The organism is Clostridium rhizosphaerae (genome assembly GCF_016765585.1).
Classification (GTDB): Bacteria; Bacillota; Clostridia; order Clostridiales; family Clostridiaceae; genus Clostridium_AT; species Clostridium_AT rhizosphaerae.
Window position 1 is genome coordinate 1355244 of record NZ_JAESWC010000002.1, and the last position, 24026, is coordinate 1379269.

9 protein-coding genes are annotated in these 24026 nt (G+C 34.7%); all 9 read right to left on the minus strand.

Going from position 1 to position 24026, the window contains the following annotated elements:
• Positions 1-23 precede the first annotated feature (23 nt).
• Complete coding sequence (locus JK636_RS09480) at positions 24-5972, minus strand: glycosyl hydrolase family 95 catalytic domain-containing protein (RefSeq protein WP_202748579.1); 5949 nt, start codon at positions 5970-5972, stop codon at positions 24-26.
• Positions 5969-8026, minus strand: a complete 2058-nt coding sequence (locus tag JK636_RS09485; RefSeq protein ID WP_202748580.1) for a beta-galactosidase — start codon at positions 8024-8026, stop codon at positions 5969-5971. Before JK636_RS09485 ends, JK636_RS09480 begins: the two co-directional genes overlap by 4 nt.
• A gap of 258 nt (positions 8027-8284) precedes the next feature.
• The gene (locus JK636_RS09490; protein WP_202748581.1) at positions 8285-14287 is read right to left on the minus strand and encodes an endo-alpha-N-acetylgalactosaminidase family protein; all 6003 of its coding nucleotides are present in this window, start codon (positions 14285-14287) and stop codon (positions 8285-8287) included.
• Positions 14288-14906: 619 nt separating this feature from the next.
• Positions 14907-16583, minus strand: a complete 1677-nt coding sequence (locus JK636_RS09495; protein WP_202748582.1) for a glycoside hydrolase family 13 protein — start codon at positions 16581-16583, stop codon at positions 14907-14909.
• A gap of 137 nt (positions 16584-16720) precedes the next feature.
• A complete protein-coding gene (locus tag JK636_RS09500; protein WP_202748583.1) occupies positions 16721-17719 on the minus strand; it encodes a LacI family DNA-binding transcriptional regulator in 999 nt (332 codons plus the stop codon).
• A gap of 66 nt (positions 17720-17785) precedes the next feature.
• On the minus strand, positions 17786-18364 hold the full coding sequence (locus JK636_RS09505) for a GNAT family N-acetyltransferase (RefSeq protein WP_202748584.1): 579 nt from the start codon (positions 18362-18364) through the stop codon (positions 17786-17788).
• 208 nt (positions 18365-18572) lie between these two features.
• Positions 18573-19379, minus strand: coding sequence for a formate/nitrite transporter family protein (locus JK636_RS09510; protein ID WP_202748585.1), 807 nt, complete (start codon positions 19377-19379; stop codon positions 18573-18575).
• Between the two features lie 120 nt (positions 19380-19499).
• Positions 19500-20357 carry a YitT family protein gene (locus JK636_RS09515; protein WP_202748586.1) on the minus strand — a complete coding sequence of 286 codons (858 nt, stop codon included), beginning with the start codon at positions 20355-20357 and terminating at the stop codon, positions 19500-19502.
• Positions 20358-20541: 184 nt separating this feature from the next.
• Positions 20542-23646 carry an isoleucine--tRNA ligase gene (ileS, locus tag JK636_RS09520; RefSeq protein WP_202748587.1) on the minus strand — a complete coding sequence of 1035 codons (3105 nt, stop codon included), beginning with the start codon at positions 23644-23646 and terminating at the stop codon, positions 20542-20544.
• Positions 23647-24026: the final 380 nt, after the last annotated feature.

The following is a 24026-nucleotide window of genomic DNA, read 5'->3' on the forward strand; positions in this document are numbered from 1 at the left end:
ATTAATACAGCTCAAATCACTACTTAGTTAGTTTTTCTTTTCCTAATGCAAATCAAACCACCACTCAACATTATTACCACACCAAATACTATTAAACTAGTCATATCTACTGGCGAACCAGTTTTTGCTAATTTATCTACATTTGAAGTAGTGTTTGTATTGTTAGTAGTATCAGTAGTATTATCTTTATTAGAGGTATGATTTTGCTTATTGTTTGTATTGTCATTATTTTTAGAACTGCCATCCAATGCGCTCTTTTCAACTACAAAGTAATCGCTGCAGTGATCTGCATTATAGGATATATACCCATCTGTGTCTGTTTTAGAGGTGTCAACAACTTCATAGGTATTTTTATCCTCATAGTATCTGCATACATTAACTTCTTTTCCTGCAAAGTCTTTTCCTGCAAATACCTTAATTGTAAACTTGCCAGGAAGCTTGCCATCATAAGTAAAGGAAAAAGAAGCTATAGATGTTTCTTTACCAGCTAAATCCTTAATTAATTTTGATTCTTTGTCTTTAAGTTCATCAGAAACAACTTTTAATGAAAGGTCTATATCTTTATCTATACTTTCTTTTAAGTCCTTACCATTTATAGACCAGCTGATGCCATCCTTTTGGAAGGTTATAAGTTTGTCTTGTCCTTTTATTGCATTTAGTACATCCTTACTAGCTATAGTATTTTTTGTAATATCAACTGCTATTTTAGACTTATCAGCTACTGTATTTATTACTTTAACTAAAGCTGAAGCATCATTTACTTCATTCTTAGTCTCCACTTTAAGCTGTCTACTTATAAATACATTAATAGCCTTATTTAATGCTGCTGTACCTGAATCAATTACATCTTGGGCAGCATTCTTATTATCAATTATTTCTTCTGCTGCTTTTATTGCCTTAGATAATTCGTCTTTAGCATCCTTAGTATATTGGCCTTCTGCTGTTCCTACTACTGCTGCATCTAATTTAGCTTGTGCATCCTTTATAGCTGATGCTAATGCACTCTTGTCTACTATATTAGGCTTTGCTGTAACAGTTACATTTGCTGCTGCCTTTGTATCTGTTCCTTCAACCTTTCCCTCTACAGTAAAGTTTCCTGCCTGTGCATATTTTGAAGCATCAATAGCATCCCAAACTACACTAACATCTTTGGTTGATTTATCGCTATACACTGCTGTTACCTTTTCTGGCAGTACTGGTGCTGTTCCTGCTTCTGTTGTTATCTTTACTGGATTTATGCTTGTAATTACTGCTTCTGCGATAAATTCCAAACATGCTGGAGTCAGTGATGTATTTAAAGCATCATCCTCAGCTACAACTCTAATGGAATACTTTTCTAAAGGAGTTAATCCAGTTAATTGATATTCTAAATTAGCTGTTGTTGCTATAAGTTTTCCATTCATATAAATCTTATATGCTGTTACCGCTACGTTATCTGTTGCTGCACTCCATTGGATTTTCGCAGATGCTTCTGTAACAGAAGTTACTTTAATCGATGAAATATCGCTTGGTCTCTCTGAATCAGGTAATACTAATGTTTTCACATTAACTATTGGAAACGCAGAGGATTTACCTGCAGCATTTATTGCTTTTACTTCAAAAGTATAACTTGAATTAGGATCTAATGCAGTTAATCTTAAATAAGGATTTGTTGTTTCACCAAGTTTAATTTTTGAACTTGAACCAGCTGCATTAACTACTTTATAAACCTCATAACGAACAACATTTTCAATCGGTGTCCAAGTTAACATTAAGGTTTTACTTTCTACTGCAACAACTTCAACACTTGCACTTTCAGGAATGCTTGGTGCTGAAGGCTCTTTTTCAACCAATTTACCTGCCTTATCTCTAAGATTATTCAATGCATTTGTAATATCATCTATTGTTGTACTGTTGTTATTCATAGCAGCTACAGCAGCAGCATAAGCAGCTTTAAACGGTGCCCAAGTCTCTGCTGTAAAGTTATCTTCAACCTTTACACTCATTGCTTCAATTTCGGTTTGTAAAGCAGCTTTATCAACTATTAAGTTAGATGGTTTTAATACTTTAAAATAGTCTAGGTTAACCCACGTCTTTCCACTTCGATCACGGATAGTTAACACAATTGTGTGAGTACCATTTGTTAAATTTTTAAAAGCTGCAAGTAACTGTTGGTTATCGCCATTGCTGCTGCCTTCAAACGAAAAGTTTCCTTTATCTACATTATCAATTGAAATATCAAAACTTGCAAAATTTAAATGTTTCTGTACATAAACTTCAATACCTGTACCTTCAAAAGTATATGAAATAGAATCTCCCACCGTACCTGATTCAGTTTTTGTTCCACCGTGATGTTTTTCAGGTTCACCAGCCCAAGTATCCCAACTTCCATTCCATGTAATAGCAGGATTTTTAATAAATGATCCCCCTGAGGTTATAGCATCTTCAACAATAGTTTCTGTCATACTTCCTGCTATTGCCACTGTTACATCAGCAAAACCTGCTACAGATGAATCTTCAGTAGAAGTAGCAGTTACACGAACTGTACCATTCGATGATTTTGCTGTTAACATACCATTGTCATCAATAGTCGCAATTTCTGAATTACTAACAGACCATTTTACAGCTTTATTAACTGTATTATTTGGCATTACTGCTGCATTCATTTGTAGTGTGCTATTAGCCTTGCTTAATGTTGTTATTCCAGATGCAGAGCTTACAGTAATTGCTGTAGGCTTTTGAATAGTATTATTTAATACTTTAAAAGCATCTAACTCAACCTTAGTTTTTCTTGAACTGCTTTGCTTTGTATTTGTTGCCCTTAGTTTAATAGTGTGTTTACCAAAAGTAATATTTATTTTAGAATATATAACCTTTTGTCTTGCTGTAGATGCACTGTAAGTATCAACGGTTCCTTGACTTTCACCGTCAATAAACACTTCATACATACCTCTATCACTATTAGTAACACTGACAACTTCGATACCTGTGCCCACAAATGTTAATGATGCAGTTTCAGTTCCTGTTGGAGTTTCAAGGTATTTAACAGTACCTGCATAGTTTACTTCCTCGTCCCAGTCACCCCATGAACCAACATATTGGATACGTGGGTCTCTATCATCTATATACCCTGCCATATTGCTAAGATCCGTTACACCTACTAATGCAGATAGCAGTGATTTATTATCACCGGATACCGCAGAAACTTGATAGTGAAGGTTTCCTAAAATATTTTTAGCTGTTGTATCCTTATAATTTGTTGCTGTAACCCCCTTTGCAATGGCAATTACATCACCATTATCAACTTGGCGATAAACATTATATGTAACAGCATCACTACTCATAGCATTCCACTTAAGATCAACAGAATTTGCCTCTATTCTTTCTGCTGTTAAACCTGTTGGAGCAGCTAAAAGCTGTTCTTGTGCTGGAATATTAGTAATCGTATACGTCTCACCTTTCACAGTACTGAAAGTAATTTTATCCCTATCGATTACTCTATAAGTTACATTGTTTCCATTAGAATCTACTACTTTTGCAAATCTTATATTTGCATATTTAGAAGTACATTCTCCGCCATTGTTTGATTTTACAGTAAGCTCACTAGCCTTTCCATTAGCCCATTTCATTCCAACTTCAAAGTTTCCTTGAGCAACTAAACCAGAAACTGAACCAGTAGCCCATGCATCAGGTAAAGCTGGTAAGAAGTTAATGTATCCCTTATTACTTTGTAGTAACATTTCAGCTACACCAGATGTCATACCAAAGTTACCGTCAATTTGGAATGGTGGATGAGTATCCCATAGATTTTGATATATTCCGTTTTTAAATAAATCTGTGATTAATTTATATGCTCTATTTCCATCACCAGTTCTAGCCCAAGTATTAATTCTTTGTCCCATACCCCATCCAGTAGATTGATCTGTACGGTTATTTAAAGAAACTAGTGCAGCATTTAGGTAATCTGGTGTATCAACAGAAATTAAATCACCAGGAAATAATCCTAAAAGATGGGACATATGTCTATGGCCAAAACCTTCGCCACCCATACTTCCTAATGTAGTTTCATCAAACCACTCTTTGATTTGACCATTTGAACCTATTTGAATCGGTTTCAGTTTTGATTGAGTATCCTTCCATTTTGCAATTACTTCTTGAGATTCTGTACCTAAAGCTTCAGCAGCTTTAATGGTATCTTCATAAAGTTGCCAAATTAAAGCCTGTTCGTAAGTATTGCCCACAGTTCTTGGCCCATGTTCAGGAGAATATGTTGGAGAAGAAACCATTCTTTGTTGAACTGGATCCCAAATCAACATGTGTTCATATAGATTTACTTCTTCCTTCATCATAGGATAAATATTTTTTGCTAAATATGCTTTATCCCCTGTGTATTCATACATACTCCAGCAATTTTGTAAAATCCATGGAACTGCTGCAGGTGACCATCCCCAGTCAAATTGCCAGCCAGGGCAAGTCCATCCAAATGGAGTGTTTTGAGTATGAGCCATAAACCCATTTTGTTCTTTATATTCACCTGTAACAGGGTCCTTTACACTAGTTACCCCTGCATATATTCTTGCAGTTTCTCTACCTGGCTCCCTCAATGAATTAACATAATTAACCAAAGGAATCGCACATTCTGCCATATTGGTAGAGTATGTAGGCCAGTAATTCATTTGAAGATTAACATTCATATGATAATCAGAGGACCAAGCCGGGTCATTGCGATTATTCCATACGCCTTGTAAATTTGAAGGAAGCTGAGAATCTTCTCTTGAAGAAGCTATTGTTAAATATCTTCCATATTGGAAAAGCATAACTTCAAGATTTCTTCTTTCAGCTTCAGAAGCTATGCCATTATTATATGCAGCTAATAATTCGTTTGTAGGTCTTGCAGAAGCAACTTGTCCTAAATTTAAATTTACTCTAGAGAATATCTTGCTATAATCTGAAATATGATCAGCTTTTACATTATCATAGCCTTTTACAGCTGCATCAGAAACAATTTTTGATACTCTTGCTTCAAGCTGCTGAGCAGTTTCCCCAGTTCTATATTTAGGATAATCATTTTTGTAATCTGTAGCCGCTGAAAGATAAATAACCACTGAATCAGCATCAGAAATTGTAAGCTTGTCTCCATTTGCAGTAATAGTACCATTAGTATTTATAACTTTTAACTGAGAATAATATCGCATTTGGTTATCAGTAACAGTTCCTTTTACCACAATGGTATCATTTGATGCAACTGGTGTTGCCCCTTGTTTAGATGGAAAGCGAACATTGAGATTTAGTTTTCCTTCTGCTGCTGAAAGCTTTGCTGCCAAAACCTTATCAGGATTACTTACAAAGTATTCACGATTATATTGTGTAGTTCCTTGTCTAAAGTTAACCGATGAAATTGCGGTTTTTAAATTCAAATCTCTTGTATATTCTGTTACATTATTAGCATTTATTCCTGAGAAATCGAAATATAAATCGCCAAAGGCTTGATATGAACCATAACCATCACTTATACCGACTAGCTGGTCGCATAAGTTGCTAGCTTGTGAATCCGCTGCACTTGTGTGTTTGCCAAACAAGTCTTGCACTTGCTTTAAAATTGTGCTCATAGGTGTATTTTGTTTACCATCTTTGTCTGTACCAGTCTCTTTGTTACCACCATTATAATTGGGTCTGCTACTGCTTGGACCACCAGTCCAAAGAGTTTTTTCGTTGAAGGTAATGTGTTCACTTGCAATTTCCCCATACACATTACCTCCCATGTCACCGTTTCCAATTGGTAGTGTGTATTGCTGCCAAATTTCGTTTGCATCGGTATTTCCACCTTGGGATGATGGCTTCGTATACCACAAACGCAAGTCATTTTGATTTTCAACTGAACTACTTTGCACCTTAACACTGTTACTTTTATCCAATGCCAATACAGAATTACTCGTAGATAACAATGTTGTAAAAGCTAAAATTGCGGATACAATTCTTTTCCTGTTTTTCATTTTAACCCCCCTTTTAAATGTGTCAAAATCACCACACCTTTTGGTCCAATTTCTACTTCATTTGCTAATACTTCACCCTTAAGCAAATCAGTATATAGCTTGTCTCCCAGTGATACCTTTTGATAACTATTGCTGTGATTTAATATAAATATATATTCATTATTTTCCTTAACTCTTCTGGTTATCTCTATATCTGCATTGGTTTTAAAAATAGGTTCAATATTTTTTTCTTTGCAATATTTTTCAACTAATACTTTTATTAAATTATCCTCTGGTTCTGATGCAACGTATACAGCTTTTCCATTTCCATAGGAATTCTCTGTTATAGCAGCACAGCCTTGATAATAGTCTTCAGTGAAGGTTCCGAGTACAATAGCATTCTCATTATGGACTACTTCACATATTAATTGACATTCATATATCTTTTGATTCTCCTCCAACTGCTCTTCTGTCTTTATCCCGTTCTTCATATTAGGATATAAGGCATCTACCTCTTCAACCCATATGCCAAGTAATTCCTTAAAAGCACCTGGATATCCTCCAAGTCTTACAATATCGTTTTCATTAACAATGCCGCTAAAGAATGTCGTTATAAATGTGCCGCCCCTGCTTACAAAGTTTTTTATATTTTCTATAGCATCATCACTAACCATATATAATAGTGGAGCTATTACTATTTCATATCTTGATAAATCTGAGGTAGGTTCTACTATGTCCAAAGGTATCTTTAAGTCATAAAAGGCTTTATAATATTTCATTATTCTATCAAGGTATGTTAAATCTACACTAGGACCGCTTGAATATTCAACACCCCACCAATTGGACCAATTCATAATTATTGCTGCTTTTGCTTCAGTTCTAGAATCGATAATTTTATCCTGAAGGCATTTTAATTCTCTGCCTAATTGGGTTAGTTCTCTTCCAATTCGTGTATTTTCATGCCCAGCATGAGGTACCATAGCCGCGTGATATTTCTCGCAGGCTCCTAAAGATTGTCTCCATTGAAAAAACATTATCCCATCTGCACCGTGTGCTATACATTGATAGCTTAATAGCCTCATTACCCCTGGTCTTTTTTGAGCATTATAAGCTTGCCAATTTTGCTGACTGGGTGTTTGTTCCATTAATAAAAAAGGCTTTCCTTTTTTTAATCCTCTTATAACATCATGTCTAAAAGCAATTTCACTTGGATGCTCCTTATTTGATGGATAACTATCCCAAGAAACAATATCACATTGCTCACCCCATCTAAATAAGTCTAGCTCATGGCTTATGCTCCATATATTAGTTGTAATTGGTGTCTCTTTATGATACTTTCTTATTTCCTCTACCTCTCCATTAAAGCATTCTAATAAACTATTAGACATGAATCTTTTATAATCAATAGCTATAGGCTGAAAATAAGTTCCATCTCTTCCTGCTAAAGCCCCTGGCAATATCTCTGTTAAAGCATAGGGTACCTCAATTTCATCCCAATCATATACTGTATGTCCCCAAAAGCTTGTGTACCAGCATCTATTTAAATTTTCTAAAGTTGTGTATTTATCTTTTAACCACTGTATAAATGCTTTTCTGCAGTTTTCACAGTAACAATAGGCACCATATTCATTGTTAACATGCCATAAAACAATTGCCGGGTTATCTTTATAGTGCTCAGCCATTTCTTTAGCTATAGCTCTTGAGAATTTTCTATAGTTTAAACTGTTCGGGCAGAAATTTACCCTTCCTCCATGTTTACGTTTGCGACCATAAATATCCGTTCTTGTAATATCAGGATATTTTTTACTCATCCAAGCTGGCTGAGCAGCAGTTGGTGTAGCCATGTTTATAAAAATTCCATTTTCATATAGAAGATTTAATATTTTATCTAACCAGGAAAAATCAAATTCATTTTCACTTGGCTGTAATTTAGCCCATGAAAATACAGGCAGTGTTACAACATTTACTCCATGAACCTTCATCTGTCTTATATCTTCTTCCCAAATTTCTTCATTCCATTGATCTGGGTTATAATCAGCACCATAAAAAAATCCTTTAATTTTATTGTTAATCATAGAAATACCTCTCCTTTAACATCCTGATATATTGAAAATAAGTATTATACTGAGAGTAGTTACAGCCTCTTTAATGGTATAATAAATTAGGATAATACTTAATGATTCATTTTAACAATATTTTGATTTTTTTTACTTTTTGTTAAACTCAACACAGGATTGTATTTTTATAGCAAAAACAAGGGGCTGCTGCGCAGCTAACTCTTTAGTTAGTTGTGCAGCAGCCCCTTCTTTCATTAGTGCAGCTCAAATTATTACTTAGTTAGTTTTTCTTTTCCTAATACAAAGCAAACCACCACTCAACATTATTACCACACTAAATACTATTAAACTAGTCATATCTACTGAAGATCCAGTTTTAGGTAACTTGCCTTCATTTGAAGCAGTATTTGTATTGTTAGTAGCATTTTTATTCTCAGTTGTATTATCTTTATTGGCGGTATCATTTTGATTATTGTTTGTATTGTCATTATTTTTTAAGCTGCCATCCAATACGCTCTTTTCAACTACAAAGTAATCACTACAGTGGTCTGCATTATAGGATATATACCCATCTGCGTCTACTTTACAGGTGTCAACAACTTCATAGGTATTTTTATCCTCATAGTATCTGCATACATTAACTTCTTTTCCTGCGAAGTCTTTACCTGCAAATACCTTAATTGTAAACTTGCCAGGAAGCTTGCCATCATAAGTAAAGGAGAAAGGAGCTATAGATGTTTCTTTACCTACTAAATCGTTAATTAATTTTGATTCTTTGCCTTTAAGTTCATTAGAAACAACTTTTAATGAAAGATCTATATCTTTATCTATATTTTCTTTTAAGTCCTTACCATTTATAGTCCAGCTGATACCATCCTTTTGGAAGGTTATAAGTTTATCTTGTCCTTTTATTGCATTTAGTACATCCTTACTAGCTGCTGTATTTTTTGTAATATCAACTACTATTTTAGACTTATCAGCTACTGTATTTATTAGATTAACTAAAGCTGAAGCATCATTTACTTCATTCTTAGTTTCTACTTTAAGCTGTTTACTGATAAATACGCTAATAGCCTTATTTAATGCTGCTGTACCTGAATCAATTTCATCTTGGGAAGCATTCTTATTATCAATTATTTCTTCTGCTGCTTTTATTGCCTTAGATAATTCGTCTTTAGCATCCTTAGTATATTGGCCTTCTGCTGTTCCCACTACAGCTGCATCTAATTTAGCTTGTGCATCTTTTACAGCTGATGCTAATGCACTCTTATCCACTACAGTAAAGGTTATTGTTACTTCAGTTTTATTTCCAAATTCATCTTCAGCAACAACTTTTAGTTCATAGTTTCCTGCTTTAGTAATCTCTTCATTGCTATAAGGCTGTCCGTTAAGAGTTATTACAGTGGATGCTATCTTATGATCATCAGCTACACTTATCTCAGGCTTTATCTTTCCTGAAATTATATCCTTATCTTTAATATTTTTTATTGTAATAACAGGTGCATTATTTTCAGTTACATATACTACTGCCTTAGCTTGAAGTTTAATACCTTCCACTGTTCCTGTAACTTCATGTTTTCCTGCCTCAGCATAAATGCTTGGATCTATATATCCCCAAGTTCCCCAAGTAACATTAGCCTCTGCTTTGCTTCCATCATTATAAACTACGTTTACCTTGTCTGGAAGTTTTGGCTCTGCACCCTCAAGAGTCTTAACATTTGTTTCTTCTATTGAAACTGGTTCTATAACAGTAACTTCAGCAGTAGTTTTAGTGCCTGATCCATTTACGTTACCTTCAACTGTAAATGTTCCTGTTTTTGAGTATTTTTCAGCTGGTACAGCATCCCATCTTACCGGAAGAGAGACAACATTACCATCACTAAGAGTTGCCTTTACGGTTTTAGAAAGCTTAGGTGCTTCACCAACGATAGTCTTAATTCCATCTGCTTTATCTGCAGAAACTATTGCAGCAGGGTCTCTATATACAGCTATTTCAGCTGCACTAGCCCATCCGTTTACTCCGTCTAATGCTGTAAGCTTTACATATTTTGCTTTTACCTTATCAAAAGTTATTGTTTTAATTAAAGCTCTTGTAGCGGTATTATTTGTATCCCAAGTTCCTTTAGCTATTTCTGTAAAGTCTGTTCCGTTTGTTGATACTGAAAGTGAATATTGCTTGATAAGCCCATTTGCACCACTTTGTCTAGGAAGCACGGTTACTTTATTTATTTCATAATCAGCTCCAAAATTTAAAGTTATGGATTGTGGAAGCTTATCTGATAAATCCCATTTTGTATGCCATATAGTTCCTTCATCCCCATCTATGGCCATAGCAGCACTATTATCTTCACCTTCTGTTTCTTCACTTGTTGCAGTTGCTTTTATCATAGAATTTGGAACTGTTGATAAATCTACTGGAACAATTTCAGTTGGCTCATCAGCCGCATCTGGAATTTCTTCAACCTTAAGGTCATCAATTACCATATCTGCACTTCCATTTACACACTTAACACCTATCCATGACTCTCCGTTTGCACCAGCCTTAAATTCTTTAGTAAATACTTGCGGTTCTGTAGCTGCAATAAAAGGCTTCTCGGATAAAACTTCTTGACCATTGCCTAATATAAAACTATAATCACCACTCTTTGCAGCTTCATACTTAAAGGAGACTCTATAGGATTTTCCTGGTTCAAACCTTAAGGTTTGAGGAATTGTCTGGTATAAAAGCCCTGAAGCTTCCGTATGTGCCTTCAGTGACCAATTACCTTCTATAACGTCATCAATCACCTTTCCATTCCAACCCTTTTGTGTATATGGAGCATGCAGCTCGGATAAGTGAGTACGAGGGTCATTTATTCCACCTGCTGGTCCTTTAACGAAAGGATAAATTCCTTGGTCTACATTTTCAAAATCCTCATAGAAATATGCACCTTCTGGTTTTGGTGCTCTTACGGTTTTAACTATACGCAAATCATCAAAGGTTACAGTGTCTAAACCACCTTCAACCTTTAGTGATAGGTCTGCAGTAGTCTTTCCTGCATGTACATCAAAGAGAACTCTCATCCTCTGCATATTAGTTCCACTCTTGGAGTCTGCTGCAATATAATTTCCAGCTATAGAATCGTCGGTATAGTTAGTGCTTTCCACACCCTCTGAATTCTTTAAAGCAATTGATGCTCTGCGTTTTCCATCTACCTGTACATAAACGGAAGCAGAATAAGTTCCTTCTGAAAGTCCTGTAAGCTGTTGAGTTAAGGTTACACCGTTTCCTTTACCAACCTTTAGTTCATATTGTCCTCTGTCGTTTCTTACTACAGCTGCCCCCTCACCCTTTACATTCCAATTACTTAGAGAATTGCTGTTAAAGCCTGGATCCTTTATAGGCGTACCTTCGCCCCATTTCATATCCTCTTGTGGAGCTGCTTCGCCTTTATAAATTACATAAGCCACATTAGCTTCTGCCTTTATAGTTACCTTATTGTCAGAAACATTAAGAGTTTCAACAAGGGATTTTCCTTGATCAGACAACCTATATAATTTAACATCTTTTAATCCATTCCAGCTAAGAGGTAATGTCCAAGTAGTTTCTCCACCTTCTGAATTCCAATGGTAAAGCTTAGTTTCTTCTTTAGGATCCCATGGCAGCAGATAAGAGTTGCCTTTTAAAACCTCTCTATTATCTTTTGTTATAATCCTTGTTCCTGTGGCATTTGAAACGGATACATTATTCTCAAAATTAATTGTATTATTTGTCCACTTTGTTATTGGGAAATGTTGAAGATATTTAGTAGGCAAATCGGTATTAAAGGTCATTTTTATCATATCATCAAAGTTATTTCTTCCCTGCCAGCCTTCATAATCACACATCTCTGCTCCGCCTAAAAGTGGATCGCGGGCAACCCAGGTATCCTTCTGATGATTTCTAATAAATTGAACAATATCACTGTTAACACCTTTAGTATCCTTGGAACCATAATTATAGTCTACTGCCCAATGGCTCCACGTAGAATCATATTCTATTGCATTTGGAAATTCTGTTTCCAATCTCCATCCCATCGAATTTATATCTTTTGCAACTTGACGACTATTCCATCCATCACCATACCATACATCTAGATAAATATACTCTAGATTAGGAACCTGTTTTTTTAATTCCTCTAGACGAGAAAGTCTATTTCCTGATGCAGCATCATGACGAGTATCTATATAGTATGAAGGATCTAACCAATCCCAGCCCGGAGCATTTTTGTTAACCAGCTCTTCATTGAAAGCTTTTGCTTCTGGGTAAGATTCAGTAGCATTTATATGCACTCCAAAGGATGCATTGTACTTAGTTCCCTCATCGACAAGAGTTTTTAAATCCACAGCTCCACCTTGGCGCTGTCCAATTATGCCGTAATCAGGATGAGCTGAATCGTGGCCCTCTGAAGCATATCCTTTTAATAGAACATTCTGTCCTAAACCATCAGTAGCTAAATACACCTTCTTTGTTTCATCCAAAGCCTTTAAAAATGGATTAGTTGCTTGGCTTCCAAAGTTCATAGAAATACGTTGAACCACCAGGTTAGGAACATCCTCAGCACCTAATGGATTATTCATTATGCTTCTGAAAGCTATGGCACCATCCTGCCAATCTACAATACCATCCTTATTCTCATCATCAGTAATTACAATTTTAACACTTGGATTTGGTTCTGTAGTTGTCATCTCCTTTGCCCTATATGTCCATTGTCCACTCCAAAGACCTGTGCTATTATATCCATCCTTACTTACAGTCTTCTTAATTATTCTTCCATTTTCCCTAGCAGTTATTCCAGATGGGTTATCATACACAGAGTTACTCCATACACCTGCACTCAACTGATTAGTATTTAGGAAAGCATACATGTATCCTGTAGCTGCTGTATCCACAGCTGTATTAGTATTAAGATTTATAAATGTATCCCCTGTGCCAGACACTGCAGTATACATCCGTGCTCCACTCAAAGCAGCACCTGCCTGATTGCTTCTTACTGAAATAAGATTTTGGTTAGGAATCTCTATTGTATTTACTTTTGTAGTACCATTTTCCTTAACATTTTTTATGTCAAGAGCAAGTACATTATTATTAACAGTAACTTCTGCATCCATAGTTACATTTATAGAAGCAAAATTCATAGAATAAACTGCCTTATTAGCAGCTGGCTTTGAAAAGGTTACTGTTGGCTCATATAAAACACCATTAATATTTACACTCTTTATAACATCATCCTGTCCATACATCACTGCCCCTGATGCTTTATATTCATACTTATTAACTCTTGGGAAGGTATTATCTATAGTAACTTTTAATTTATCAGATTCTATAGAAACTGCTTCACCTGCGGTAACAGTAATATTAGCTATTGCCTTTAAAGTAGTACCTTGGACAGCACCTTCAACGGCAAAGCTCCCTACAGCACTATACTTTGAAGGATCTATTGCATCCCATGTTACTTTTTCCTGTCCATTAGTTCCATCATCGTAAACTGCAGTTACTTCTGAAGGAAGACTTGGTTTAACACCTTTTATAGTTGAAATATTAACTGGATCTAAGCTCTTAATAGTTTTAGCTGCTGGTGGTGTATCTACAATAGAGCCCGGAGCACCATATTTTAAGTTATCAACTAAAATATTCTTATTATCATACCATGTTCTAAAGCCAACCTTACCTGCAGTTGTTGGCATATTTTCCAAATTAGCCACGTCATCAAAAATTTTATCTCCATCCACCCAAATGGTTATCTTATTTCCTACTGCTTTTACTTTTAAAGTATACTTTTGATTAGCTACCAATGTCGGACCAGCTATATCATCTTTCCATGCAGTAGAGGTTTCAATAAGCCACTTGCCATAATCATTGTAACCAATAAAAAGGTGCGAACTTTCACTAGAACCTCTTAGAATGATACCAAACCTGCTTGTACCATTAACTAATGTAAAATCACATTGTGCTTCAGCATCCAGTAATTCCGGAGAGTTACTGTCTACTATAACATACTTATTATCTTTAGTTGTATCTCTAATTATCTTAATCTGTCCATTTTCCACTGATAAAGTACCTGTACCTATAAAATTAGTCCAAGACCCCACTATACCGTCATTAAAATCTCTGACGTATACGTTTTCTAAAGCCTTAACATTTTGGAACAGCTTACTCATAAATGGTACATATGTCCCAATAACCTGAGTAAATAAGAAAATTGAAATAAGTGCAAAAGTTTTTAACTTATAGCTTGTTTTTTTCCTAGGTCTTTTCATTAAAATTCCCCCTTATATTTATTTGTAATTTCATGCCCCCCAGTACCACTCCCTTTATGTAGAAAATATGTATTATGGTGTATACTTACAGTCAATTTAATAATATAGAAAACTAAACTAATACTTAATGATATATTTTAACAAGATTTTGACTATTCTTTACTTTCTCATTTATCTCATTATATATTTTCTTCTCATGAGTAATCCAACACCTTCAAAGCAATAATTATTCTAACCAAACTAGCATATTAATATCTGCAAAAGAGCCCATCTTAGGAATTTCTTAAATAAAACATTTTATCATAAAAAGTACCATGCTATTAATTTTAGCACGGTACTTTTTTCATTCTGATAATTCATCAATAGGAACACGATATCCTCATAACAAATGTAAAAAACCTACAAACCTCATCGGCACTACGTATTCTTATATTCTTTTGTTATTATATTTAAATGTTTATATATTTTTTTATATATAGGATTTTTAACTCAATTATTTACTTGTACATGCTAAAAAGCTACTCTAAATTTAGTACTTTCAGTCATATATAAATTAAGTTTCATAATAATAACCATATAATAAAATCCCCTTAATCATATAAATTAAGGAGATTTGTTATTATTTTAATCTATAAACTCTAGCCTCATAAGGTTTTAATTTAATATTTTTAATTTCTTCCTGCTCATCTACAGCATAGTTGCTTATTAAAAGCTCCTTGCTGCTGTACTTAATATTTTCTGGAAGGATAAACTCTACCTCCGGCTCATAGAAGTTAAGTATAACTAAAAGCTTTTCGCTGCCTAGAGTTCTTACATATGAGAAAATACTCTCGCTGTCTCTAAGTATTTCTTCATAATCACCATATACTATAATAGGATTTTCTTTTCTTAGTTTTATAAGCTTTTGATAATAGTAGAACACTGAGTTTTTATCCTTAAGTGCTTTTTCTACATTGATGTCTACATAATTAGGATTTACTCTTATCCATGGAGTTCCTGTAGTAAAGCCAGCGTTTGCACAGTCATTCCACTGCATTGGAGTTCTTGCATTATCTCTGCCTCTTAAGTGAACCCCTTCCATGAATCTTTGCTCGTTCATAAAACCGCCTTTTACTAATTCATTATAGGCATTTATTATTTCCAAGTCCTTGTAGTCTTCCATTCCAAAGGAGACATTTGTCATTCCAAGCTCTTCCCCTTGATACACATAAGGTGTACCCTGCATCATATGAAGCATTGTTCCAAGCATTTTTGCTGATTCAACTCTATACTCCTTGTCATTGCCAAACCTTGAAACCGGTCTAGGCTGATCGTGATTATTAAGATAAAGACTGTTCCATCCCTTGCCGTTAAGTTCCTCCTGCCACTTGCTCATAATAGCTTTAAAATCAGTAAGCTTCCAAGGTCTTATATCCCACTTTGTTGTACCTGTTCCAACATCCATGTGCTCAAACTGGAATACCATGTTTAATTCATTTCTGTCTTCTCCAACATAAAGTGCTGCAGTTTCAGGAGTAACCCCCGGAGTTTCACCAACAGTCATAATATCATATTTGCTTAAAACTTCCTTGTTCATCTCCTGCAAATACTCATGCACTCTTGGACCATTCGCAGTTAACGGGAAGCCGTTTCCGTATAGTTGCCCTTCTCCTTTTTCACCATCAGGAAGCCCCGGTACTTTAGATATTAAATTTATAACATCCATTCTAAAGCCATCTATTCCTTTGTCAAACCAGAATTTCATAAGGTTGTAAACTTCTTCTCTAACCTTTTCGTTTTCCCAATTTAAATCAGGCTGCTTTTTTGAGAAAAGGTGAAGAAAATATTCATCAGTTTTTTCATCATATTGCCAAACTGAACCGCTGAAAAAAGAACCCCAGTTGTTTGGAGCATTTCCATCCTTCCCTTTTCTCCATATGTAGTAATCTCTATAAGGATTGTCCTTTGATTGTCTGCTTTCTATAAACCATTTATGTTCATCTGAAGAATGGTTAACTACCAAGTCCATAACAAGCTTAATATCTCTCTTGTGCATTTCATTTAAAAGCTCTTCAAAGTCAGTCATATTGCCAAACTCATTCATAATATCTCTATAGTCGCTTATATCATAGCCATTATCATCATTTGGTGATTTATAGACTGGATTCAGCCAAACAATATTTATTCCAAGCTCTTTAAGATAATCAAGCTTCTCAATTACGCCTCTTATATCGCCAATACCATCTCCATTGGAGTCTTTAAAGCTTCTAGGGTAGATTTGATATACTACTCCCTCTTTCCACCATGTTTTGTTCATAATATAATACCTCCATGAATAAAATTTATTCAACACGGAAGAAACGCTAGAAAACACAGAATACACAGAAAGGTTAATAATACAAAACTCTTCTGCGTCTTCTGCGTCTTCTGCGTTTTCTGTTAAATTCCGTGTTTTTATTTCTTACAAGAGTCTCTTTCTACAATCTGATGTGGAAGTACAAAATGGTGCTGTACTAGTTCTGCTCCATTAATTACCTTTATAAGCATTCTCATACCTACAGAGCCCATGTCATACATCGGCTGAACTACTGTAGTAAGTTTTGGATAGAAAATTGAAGCACTGTATATATCGTCAAAGCCTATAACATCCACTTCTTCAGGGATCTTCTTTCCGCTCTCTCTTAAAGCGTTTATAGCTCCCATAGCTATTTCATCACTGGCACAGAAAACAGCATCAATATCTCCATTTTTTAATATGGCATTCATACCTTCATGACCATCATGAGCCTTAAGTCCGCCAAAGAAACATAAACTTTTATCAAATCCCATATTGTTTTTTGATAATGCTTCTTTATAGCCTGAAAATCTATATGCTGCTGCATTTACAGCATCTTCATAAGTTCCTATGTATGCAATTTTTTTATTACCTTTTTTAATTAAGTATTCTGTAGCATCAAAAGCTGCCTTTTCATTATCGATAGTTACGCTTGGGAAAGTATTTTCTCTGTCAGTTGTTTCTACAAGTGTAACAGGAAGCTCTAAACTTTTTACTAATTCAATAATTTCTGGCTCTAAGGAATTACTCATATAAATAACTCCATCAACCATCTTTTCTTTTAGAACTCTAAGGTATTCCATTTCTTTTTCTGGATCCAAATCAGTATTGCAAAGCATAATGTTGTAATTATAAATATTAGCAACATCTTCTGCACCTCTAACTATTTCTGGATAAAACTGATTTGATATATCTGGAATAATTATTCCTATAGTTCTGCTTCTTTGTGTTTTTAAGCTTCTAGCCACTATATTAGGTCTGTAACCTAACTTCTTTATAGCATCTTGTACCTTCTTTTTAGTCTCTTCATTAACAACATCTACATCATTTAAAACTCTAGAAACAGTAGCTATTGATACTCCTGCCTCTCTAGCAACGTCCTTTATTGAAGCCGCCATAATATCAACTCCTAATTTTTATTCTATTTTTATTATTATAACTTAATAATTCCACTCTTTACAAGTTTAATGTTTACTAATTTTTTCTAAATTATTCGAAATCTCAATCCATTCACTTTCTAATATTCCATAAAGGTGCATATCCCACCTTTTACCATCCCTATGAATAAATTCTCTGTAGGTACCCTCATGCTTAAATCCAAATTTTTCGTATAAATTAATAGCTTTTTGGTTGTAGCTAAATACGTTTAACTGAACTCTATGCAGATTCAGCTCTTTAAATGCAAAATCCAGCAAAAGTTTTAAAGCTTCTTTTCCATAACCCTTGCCTCTTTCTGCATTTGTACCAATACCTATTCCCAAGGTTGCAGTTCCATTCCACCATTGAATACTACCAAGTTCTATGTAACCAACCATTTCACCATTATTTATATCTCTTATGGCAAAAGGACAAGTGTTATTTGAACTCTGTATACTTTTAATCCATTCATCTATTTGCTTTACTGATTTAGGAATAGCCGGTACCTTATCAAAATATCTTAAAAAATCTGTGTCAGAATACCAGCTGCTTATAATAGCTATGTCCTCTTCATCAATTGCTGTAAGTCTAACTTTTTCTCCTGTTAACAACCCAGTGCAAATCATTATAGCCCTCCAGATAATATAGAATTTACATTAGAAAAGCCCCGTGTTACCTGAGACTGTCTTAAAATGTGCAGAAACATTTAAGAAAGCAGCAGGTTTAAGCTGTTTTGAAGAATTCCTATTTTCTATTATATAGAATAGTGTTAACTATTGGAATAAAAATAATAAGCTAAGCTGAATTTTTATTATTGTACAGCTTAGCTTTCTATTATAAACTCTTTGAATTATTTTCATGCTTTACAACTGTTATTTTATTTCTTGATGAAAACCAGTATGGAAATGCTACAAATAATGCTCCACCAACTATATTTCCTAAGGTTGCAAAAATCAAGTTATGTGCTACTCCAGCTGCAGTAACCTCTACTCCATGAGAAAGTATAGCTGCTAAAGGAAGAAGAGTCATATTTGCAACGCTGTGCTCAAAGCTTGTTGTTATAAATGCAAATAAGCACCAGAAAATCATTATTAATTTTGCTGTATCATCTTTTAATTTATAAAAACACCAAACTGCAAGACAAACTAATATATTACAAAGTATTCCTCTTGCAAAAATTTGAAGTCCTGTTGGAGCTATCTTTCCTTGTGCACCTTCAATAATAAATTTATTTATGCTTCCCGCTCCAAGTCCAGTTGCCAGGTATAGTCCAACTACTACAAGAGAACCTGCAAAATTTCCTATCCAGCTTGCTGCCCAAATCTTAACTGCATCCAGCCAACTTGTCTTTTTTTCAAGAGCTCCTATAGCCATAACCATATTAGTTCCGGTGAAGAGCTCTGCTCCTGCTACCATAACCAAACTAAGTCCGATACCAAATGAGGCACCCATAGCTATTTTATAAACTGGAGAATTTCCCGCATGAAGATATCCTCCTACTGTAAAAATAAAAATAAATGCGATACCAATAAACATACCTGCAAGAGCTGAAGCCATTAGATAACTTGCCTTGCTTTCCTTTAATACCTTTGCTTTTTTTTCTGCATAATGTACTACATTTTCAATATCAGAACTAAACATTAGCCGATCCCCCTTGGTCAGTTTTTTAACAATGGTATTATACCATAATAATAAAAACAAATAGCTATTTCTATAATTTTCAGTTTTTTATTTTTAAAAAAATTTCAAATTTCAGATTCTCTAATGTATCGCCTTTTTCTTATATCTCTTTCCCGAAACCTCCACAGTACCTATTGTTACCAGTGCATCATCATCAAAGTTATGAACAATATCCTTTAGCTTTGCCACCTCAAGTCGTGAGACAACAACATAAATAACATTTGTCTCACGTCCTTTATAGCCGCCCTTTCCATCAAGAAGAGTCACGCCTCGGCCAAGTCTTGCTATTAATGCTTCTGATATTTCATTATATTTTTCTGATACTATCATAATTGCTTTTGATTCATCTACACCTTCTACTACAATGTCAATAACCTTAAAGGCAATAAAATATGCTATAAGTGAGTACATCGCTCTGTCCCACCCAAATATAAATCCCGCACTGCTTAAAATAAACAAGTTAAAAAACATTACAATTTCGCCTATTGAAAAACTTATCTTTTTATCAAGTATTATTGCGACAATTTCGCTGCCGTCCAAAGAACCGCCATTACGTATAATTAGCCCTACCCCTGCGCCTAGTATTATACCTCCGAAAACTGCTGCTAAAAGAACATCCTGTGTTAAACCTGGTATTGGATGCAGCAAAGAAACTCCTATAGATATGCCTATTACAGAGAATATTGTAGAAAGGGTAAAGGTTTTACCGATTTGTTTGTATCCTAAAATAAAAAAGGGAATGTTTAAAATGAGGGTAAATAATCCAAGTGGAAGCTTGGTTAAATGACTTACCATTATTGCTACTCCAACAACTCCACCATCTATTATTTTATTAGGAACTAAAAATATTTCAAGACCAACAGAGTATAAAATAATACCTAAAAACATAAAAATAACTCTGCTCACTGTATGATATGATCTCTTTGATTTTTCTTTCATATATTCACTTCCTTTCATAAATTCAATTTTATGTTACTATAATATTTTTCTTAGAACAACTTAGTTCATTAAATATTAATTAAATGTTTATATTATCTCATCTCAATTATCATTTGAATCTTTATATAAAAAAATACCGTCCAGCAGGCAAAACTCTCTTACCTTACTAGACGGTACTTCTTTATTATCTTACAACTTCTACAGATAAATTTAACTTTTCACCATTGATGTTAGCCTCGCTATATTCTCTTGAAGCATTATATACAACTTCTATAGCAAGTGTTTCCTTCATTATATGATTTTCAAACTTCTCAACTACATCTTCGAGCATTTTGTTTCCAGCTACATAAAGAATTATCTTGTCAGCTACTTCAAAACCGCTTTCTTTTCTCATGTTTTGGATTTTGCTTATGATTTCTCTAACGTGGCCTTCTTCCTTTAACTCTTCAGTTATATGAGTATCCAGTACAACACCTATTTGCCCCTCTCCGGCGAATGCATATCCTTCAAGTCCCTGCATGGTTACAAGCAAGTTCTCACTATTTAATTCTATTTCTATACCTTGAACATATATTACAACTACTCCACCATTTTGGATAGTTTGAGCTAGTTCCATCTGGTCTCTTGAAGCAAGCTCTTTTCTTATACCAGGTATCAGCTTTCCATAAGCCTTTCCTAGTACTGGAAGATTAGGCTTTATTTCAAAATTAACATATTTTGAAAGGTCTGCACCAAGCTCTAAATCCTTTATATTAAGCTCATCCTTAATTATGTCGCTGTAATATTCAGGAAGAACCTTTGTGTTTAAAAGCATCTTGGAAAGAGGCTGTCTGTTCTTTATATTAGCAGCATTTCTTGCACTTCTTCCAAGATTAACTACTTTATAAGCCAAATCCATTTCTTCTTCTAGGTCTTTGTCTATAAGCTCTTCAGAAACCTTTGGCCAGTGGCATAAATGAACGCTTTCTGGTGTATTCTTATCTAATCCCACTACCAGGTTTTGATATATTTCTTCAGTTATAAATGGAACAAACGGAGCTGCTATTAAGCTTAGTGTCTTAAGAACTCTATAAAGTGTTACATAAGCTCCAACCTTGTCATCTGTTAACTCCTCGTTCCAATATCTAGCCCTGTTTCTTCTAACATACCAGTTGGATAATTCATCAACAAAAGACTCTATTGATAAAGCTGCTTGAGTTATTCTGTAGTTTGTCAAGTTTTCATCTACACTCTTAACCAAGCTGTTTAACTTAGACATTATCCATTTATCCATTACATTGCCGCTTACAAAGTCTTCATACTTTGTTGGGTTAAACTGATCTATCTCTGCATAAAGCACATAGAAGGAATAAACATTCCAAAATGTACTTAGGAATTTTCTTTGTGCTTCTATTACTGCTTCTTCATAGAATCTTGATGGAAGCCATGGAGCACTTGCAGTATAGAAGTACCATCTTGTAGCATCAGCACCTTCGTTGTCCAGGGCTACCCATGGGCTTAATACATTGCCCTTGTGCTTAGACATCTTAAGTCCATTTTTATCAAGCACGTGTCCTAGAACTACGCAGTTTTCAAACGGATTTGTATCAAAGATTGCAGTTGATATAGCAAGAAGTGTATAGAACCATCCTCTTGTCTGGTCAACAGCTTCTGATATAAACTGTGCTGGGAAGTTAGCTTCAAATAACTCCTTGTTTTCAAATGGATAGTGATGCTGAGCAAAAGGCATTGATCCTGAATCAAACCAGCAGTCAATAACATCTGATACCCTTGTCATTTCCTTATGACAGTGTGGACATTCTAAATGTACGTTATCTATATAAGGCTTATGAAGCTCTATATTTTCTGGCACATTTTTGCCTTTAGCTCTTAATTCTTCCTTGCTGCCTATCATTTCTCTATGGCCGCATTCACATTCCCATATTGGAAGCGGAGTTCCCCAGTATCTTTCTCTTGAGATACCCCAGTCTATAACATTTTCTAAGAAATTACCCATTCTTCCAGTTCTAACATTGTCTGGAAGCCAGTTTATCTTATTGTTGTTTTCTAAAAGTTTATCTCTTAAGGAAGACATCTTTACAAACCAAGACTCTCTTGGATAGTACAATAAGTGAGTATCACATCTCCAGCAGAATGGATAGGAGTGTGTAAAGCTTTCTGTTTTATAAAGTATATTCTTTTCCTTTAAATATTCTATTATTTTAGGATCAGCTTTTTTAACAAACAACCCCGCCCAAGGTTCAACCTCTGCTACAAACTTACCTTCTACATCTACCAAGTTAACTAATGGAAGATCATATTTCTTGCCCATTAAGTTATCATCTTCACCATAAGCTGGTGCTATATGAACTATTCCGGTACCATCAGTTAATGTTACAAAGTCTCCATGTATTATATAAAAAGCTTTCTTATCAACCTTTGTAAATGGCAATAACTGCTCATATTCTAATCCTAAAAGTTCTTCACCCTTAAACTTTCTAACTACCTCATATTCGCAGTCAAGCTTTCCAAGTAAAGCTTCAGCAAGTATTAAGTGTTCTTCATGATGAATTACTTCTACATAGTCGTAAGATTTATTTACAGCTAAAGCTACGTTGCTAGGAAGAGTCCAAGGTGTTGTTGTCCAAACAAGTATATACTTATCTTCACCCTTAACTTTAAACTTAACATATATAGAGCTGTCTTTTACATCCTTATAGCCTTGTGCAACTTCATGGGATGATAAAGCAGTTCCGCAGCGTGGGCAGTATGGAACTATTTTGTGGCCTTTGTATATAAGTCCTTTATCCCACATTTGCTTTAAAGCCCACCACTCTGACTCTATATAGTTATCTTGGTAAGTTACATAAGGTTCCTTCATATCCACCCAGTAGCCAACTCTTTCTGTCATTTCTCTCCACTGCTCTACATAAGTAAATACGCTTCCCTTGCACTTCTCAACAAACGCTTCAACACCATAATCTTCTATTTGAGGCTTTCCTGAGATTCCAAGAGATTTTTCGACCTCAAGCTCAACTGGTAATCCATGAGTATCCCAGCCTGCTTTTCTTAAAACTTTATAGCCCTTCATAACTCGATACCTTGGTATAAGATCCTTCATAACTCTTGTTATAACGTGTCCTATATGAGGCTTTCCATTAGCTGTTGGAGGTCCATCATAAAAAGTAAAGTACTCTCCATCTTGGTTCATATCAAAATTCTTTTGAATAACATCTTTTTCTTCCCAAAGCTTTAATATATCTTTTTCCATATTAACAAAACCCTTGGAAGAATCCACTTTTTTGTACATACACTCGACTCCTTTCATACAATTATCTTAATTATTTCCATAAAAATAAAAAAACTTCATCCCAAAAGGACGAAGTTAAATTCGCTATACCACCTAATGTTCAAACGCTGACACGTTCTATCCTTTAACGCAGGATTACGGATTTGCTTACTATTTTTCAGCTCTCAGCTCAAAGGTGATTTTCCTTAAAACTTCCCTGCAGGCTTCCACCTATAGAAATTCAACTTCTACTGAATTAATTTTTATTATGAAGAAGTTGATTTTCTAGACCCGCTCTCTGTAAGTTCCATATTTAAGTACTTTTCCTTGTCAAAGCTGTTATAATACTATTTTTTATTATTTTATTACAATAATACTAAAATGTCAATTTATTGTCTCAT

Excerpts from the sequence above, each read along its gene's own strand:
- JK636_RS09480 (WP_202748579.1), bottom strand. The coding sequence starts at position 5,972 with ATGAAAAACAGGAAAAGAATTGTATCCGCAATTTTAGCTTTTACAACA.
- JK636_RS09485 (WP_202748580.1), bottom strand. The coding sequence starts at position 8,026 with ATGATTAACAATAAAATTAAAGGATTTTTTTATGGTGCTGATTATAAC.
- JK636_RS09490 (WP_202748581.1), bottom strand. The coding sequence starts at position 14,287 with ATGAAAAGACCTAGGAAAAAAACAAGCTATAAGTTAAAAACTTTTGCA.
- JK636_RS09495 (WP_202748582.1), bottom strand. The coding sequence starts at position 16,583 with ATGAACAAAACATGGTGGAAAGAGGGAGTAGTATATCAAATCTACCCT.
- JK636_RS09500 (WP_202748583.1), bottom strand. The coding sequence starts at position 17,719 with ATGGCGGCTTCAATAAAGGACGTTGCTAGAGAGGCAGGAGTATCAATA.
- JK636_RS09505 (WP_202748584.1), bottom strand. The coding sequence starts at position 18,364 with ATGATTTGCACTGGGTTGTTAACAGGAGAAAAAGTTAGACTTACAGCA.
- JK636_RS09510 (WP_202748585.1), bottom strand. The coding sequence starts at position 19,379 with ATGTTTAGTTCTGATATTGAAAATGTAGTACATTATGCAGAAAAAAAA.
- JK636_RS09515 (WP_202748586.1), bottom strand. The coding sequence starts at position 20,357 with ATGAAAGAAAAATCAAAGAGATCATATCATACAGTGAGCAGAGTTATT.
- ileS (WP_202748587.1), bottom strand. The coding sequence starts at position 23,646 with ATGTACAAAAAAGTGGATTCTTCCAAGGGTTTTGTTAATATGGAAAAA.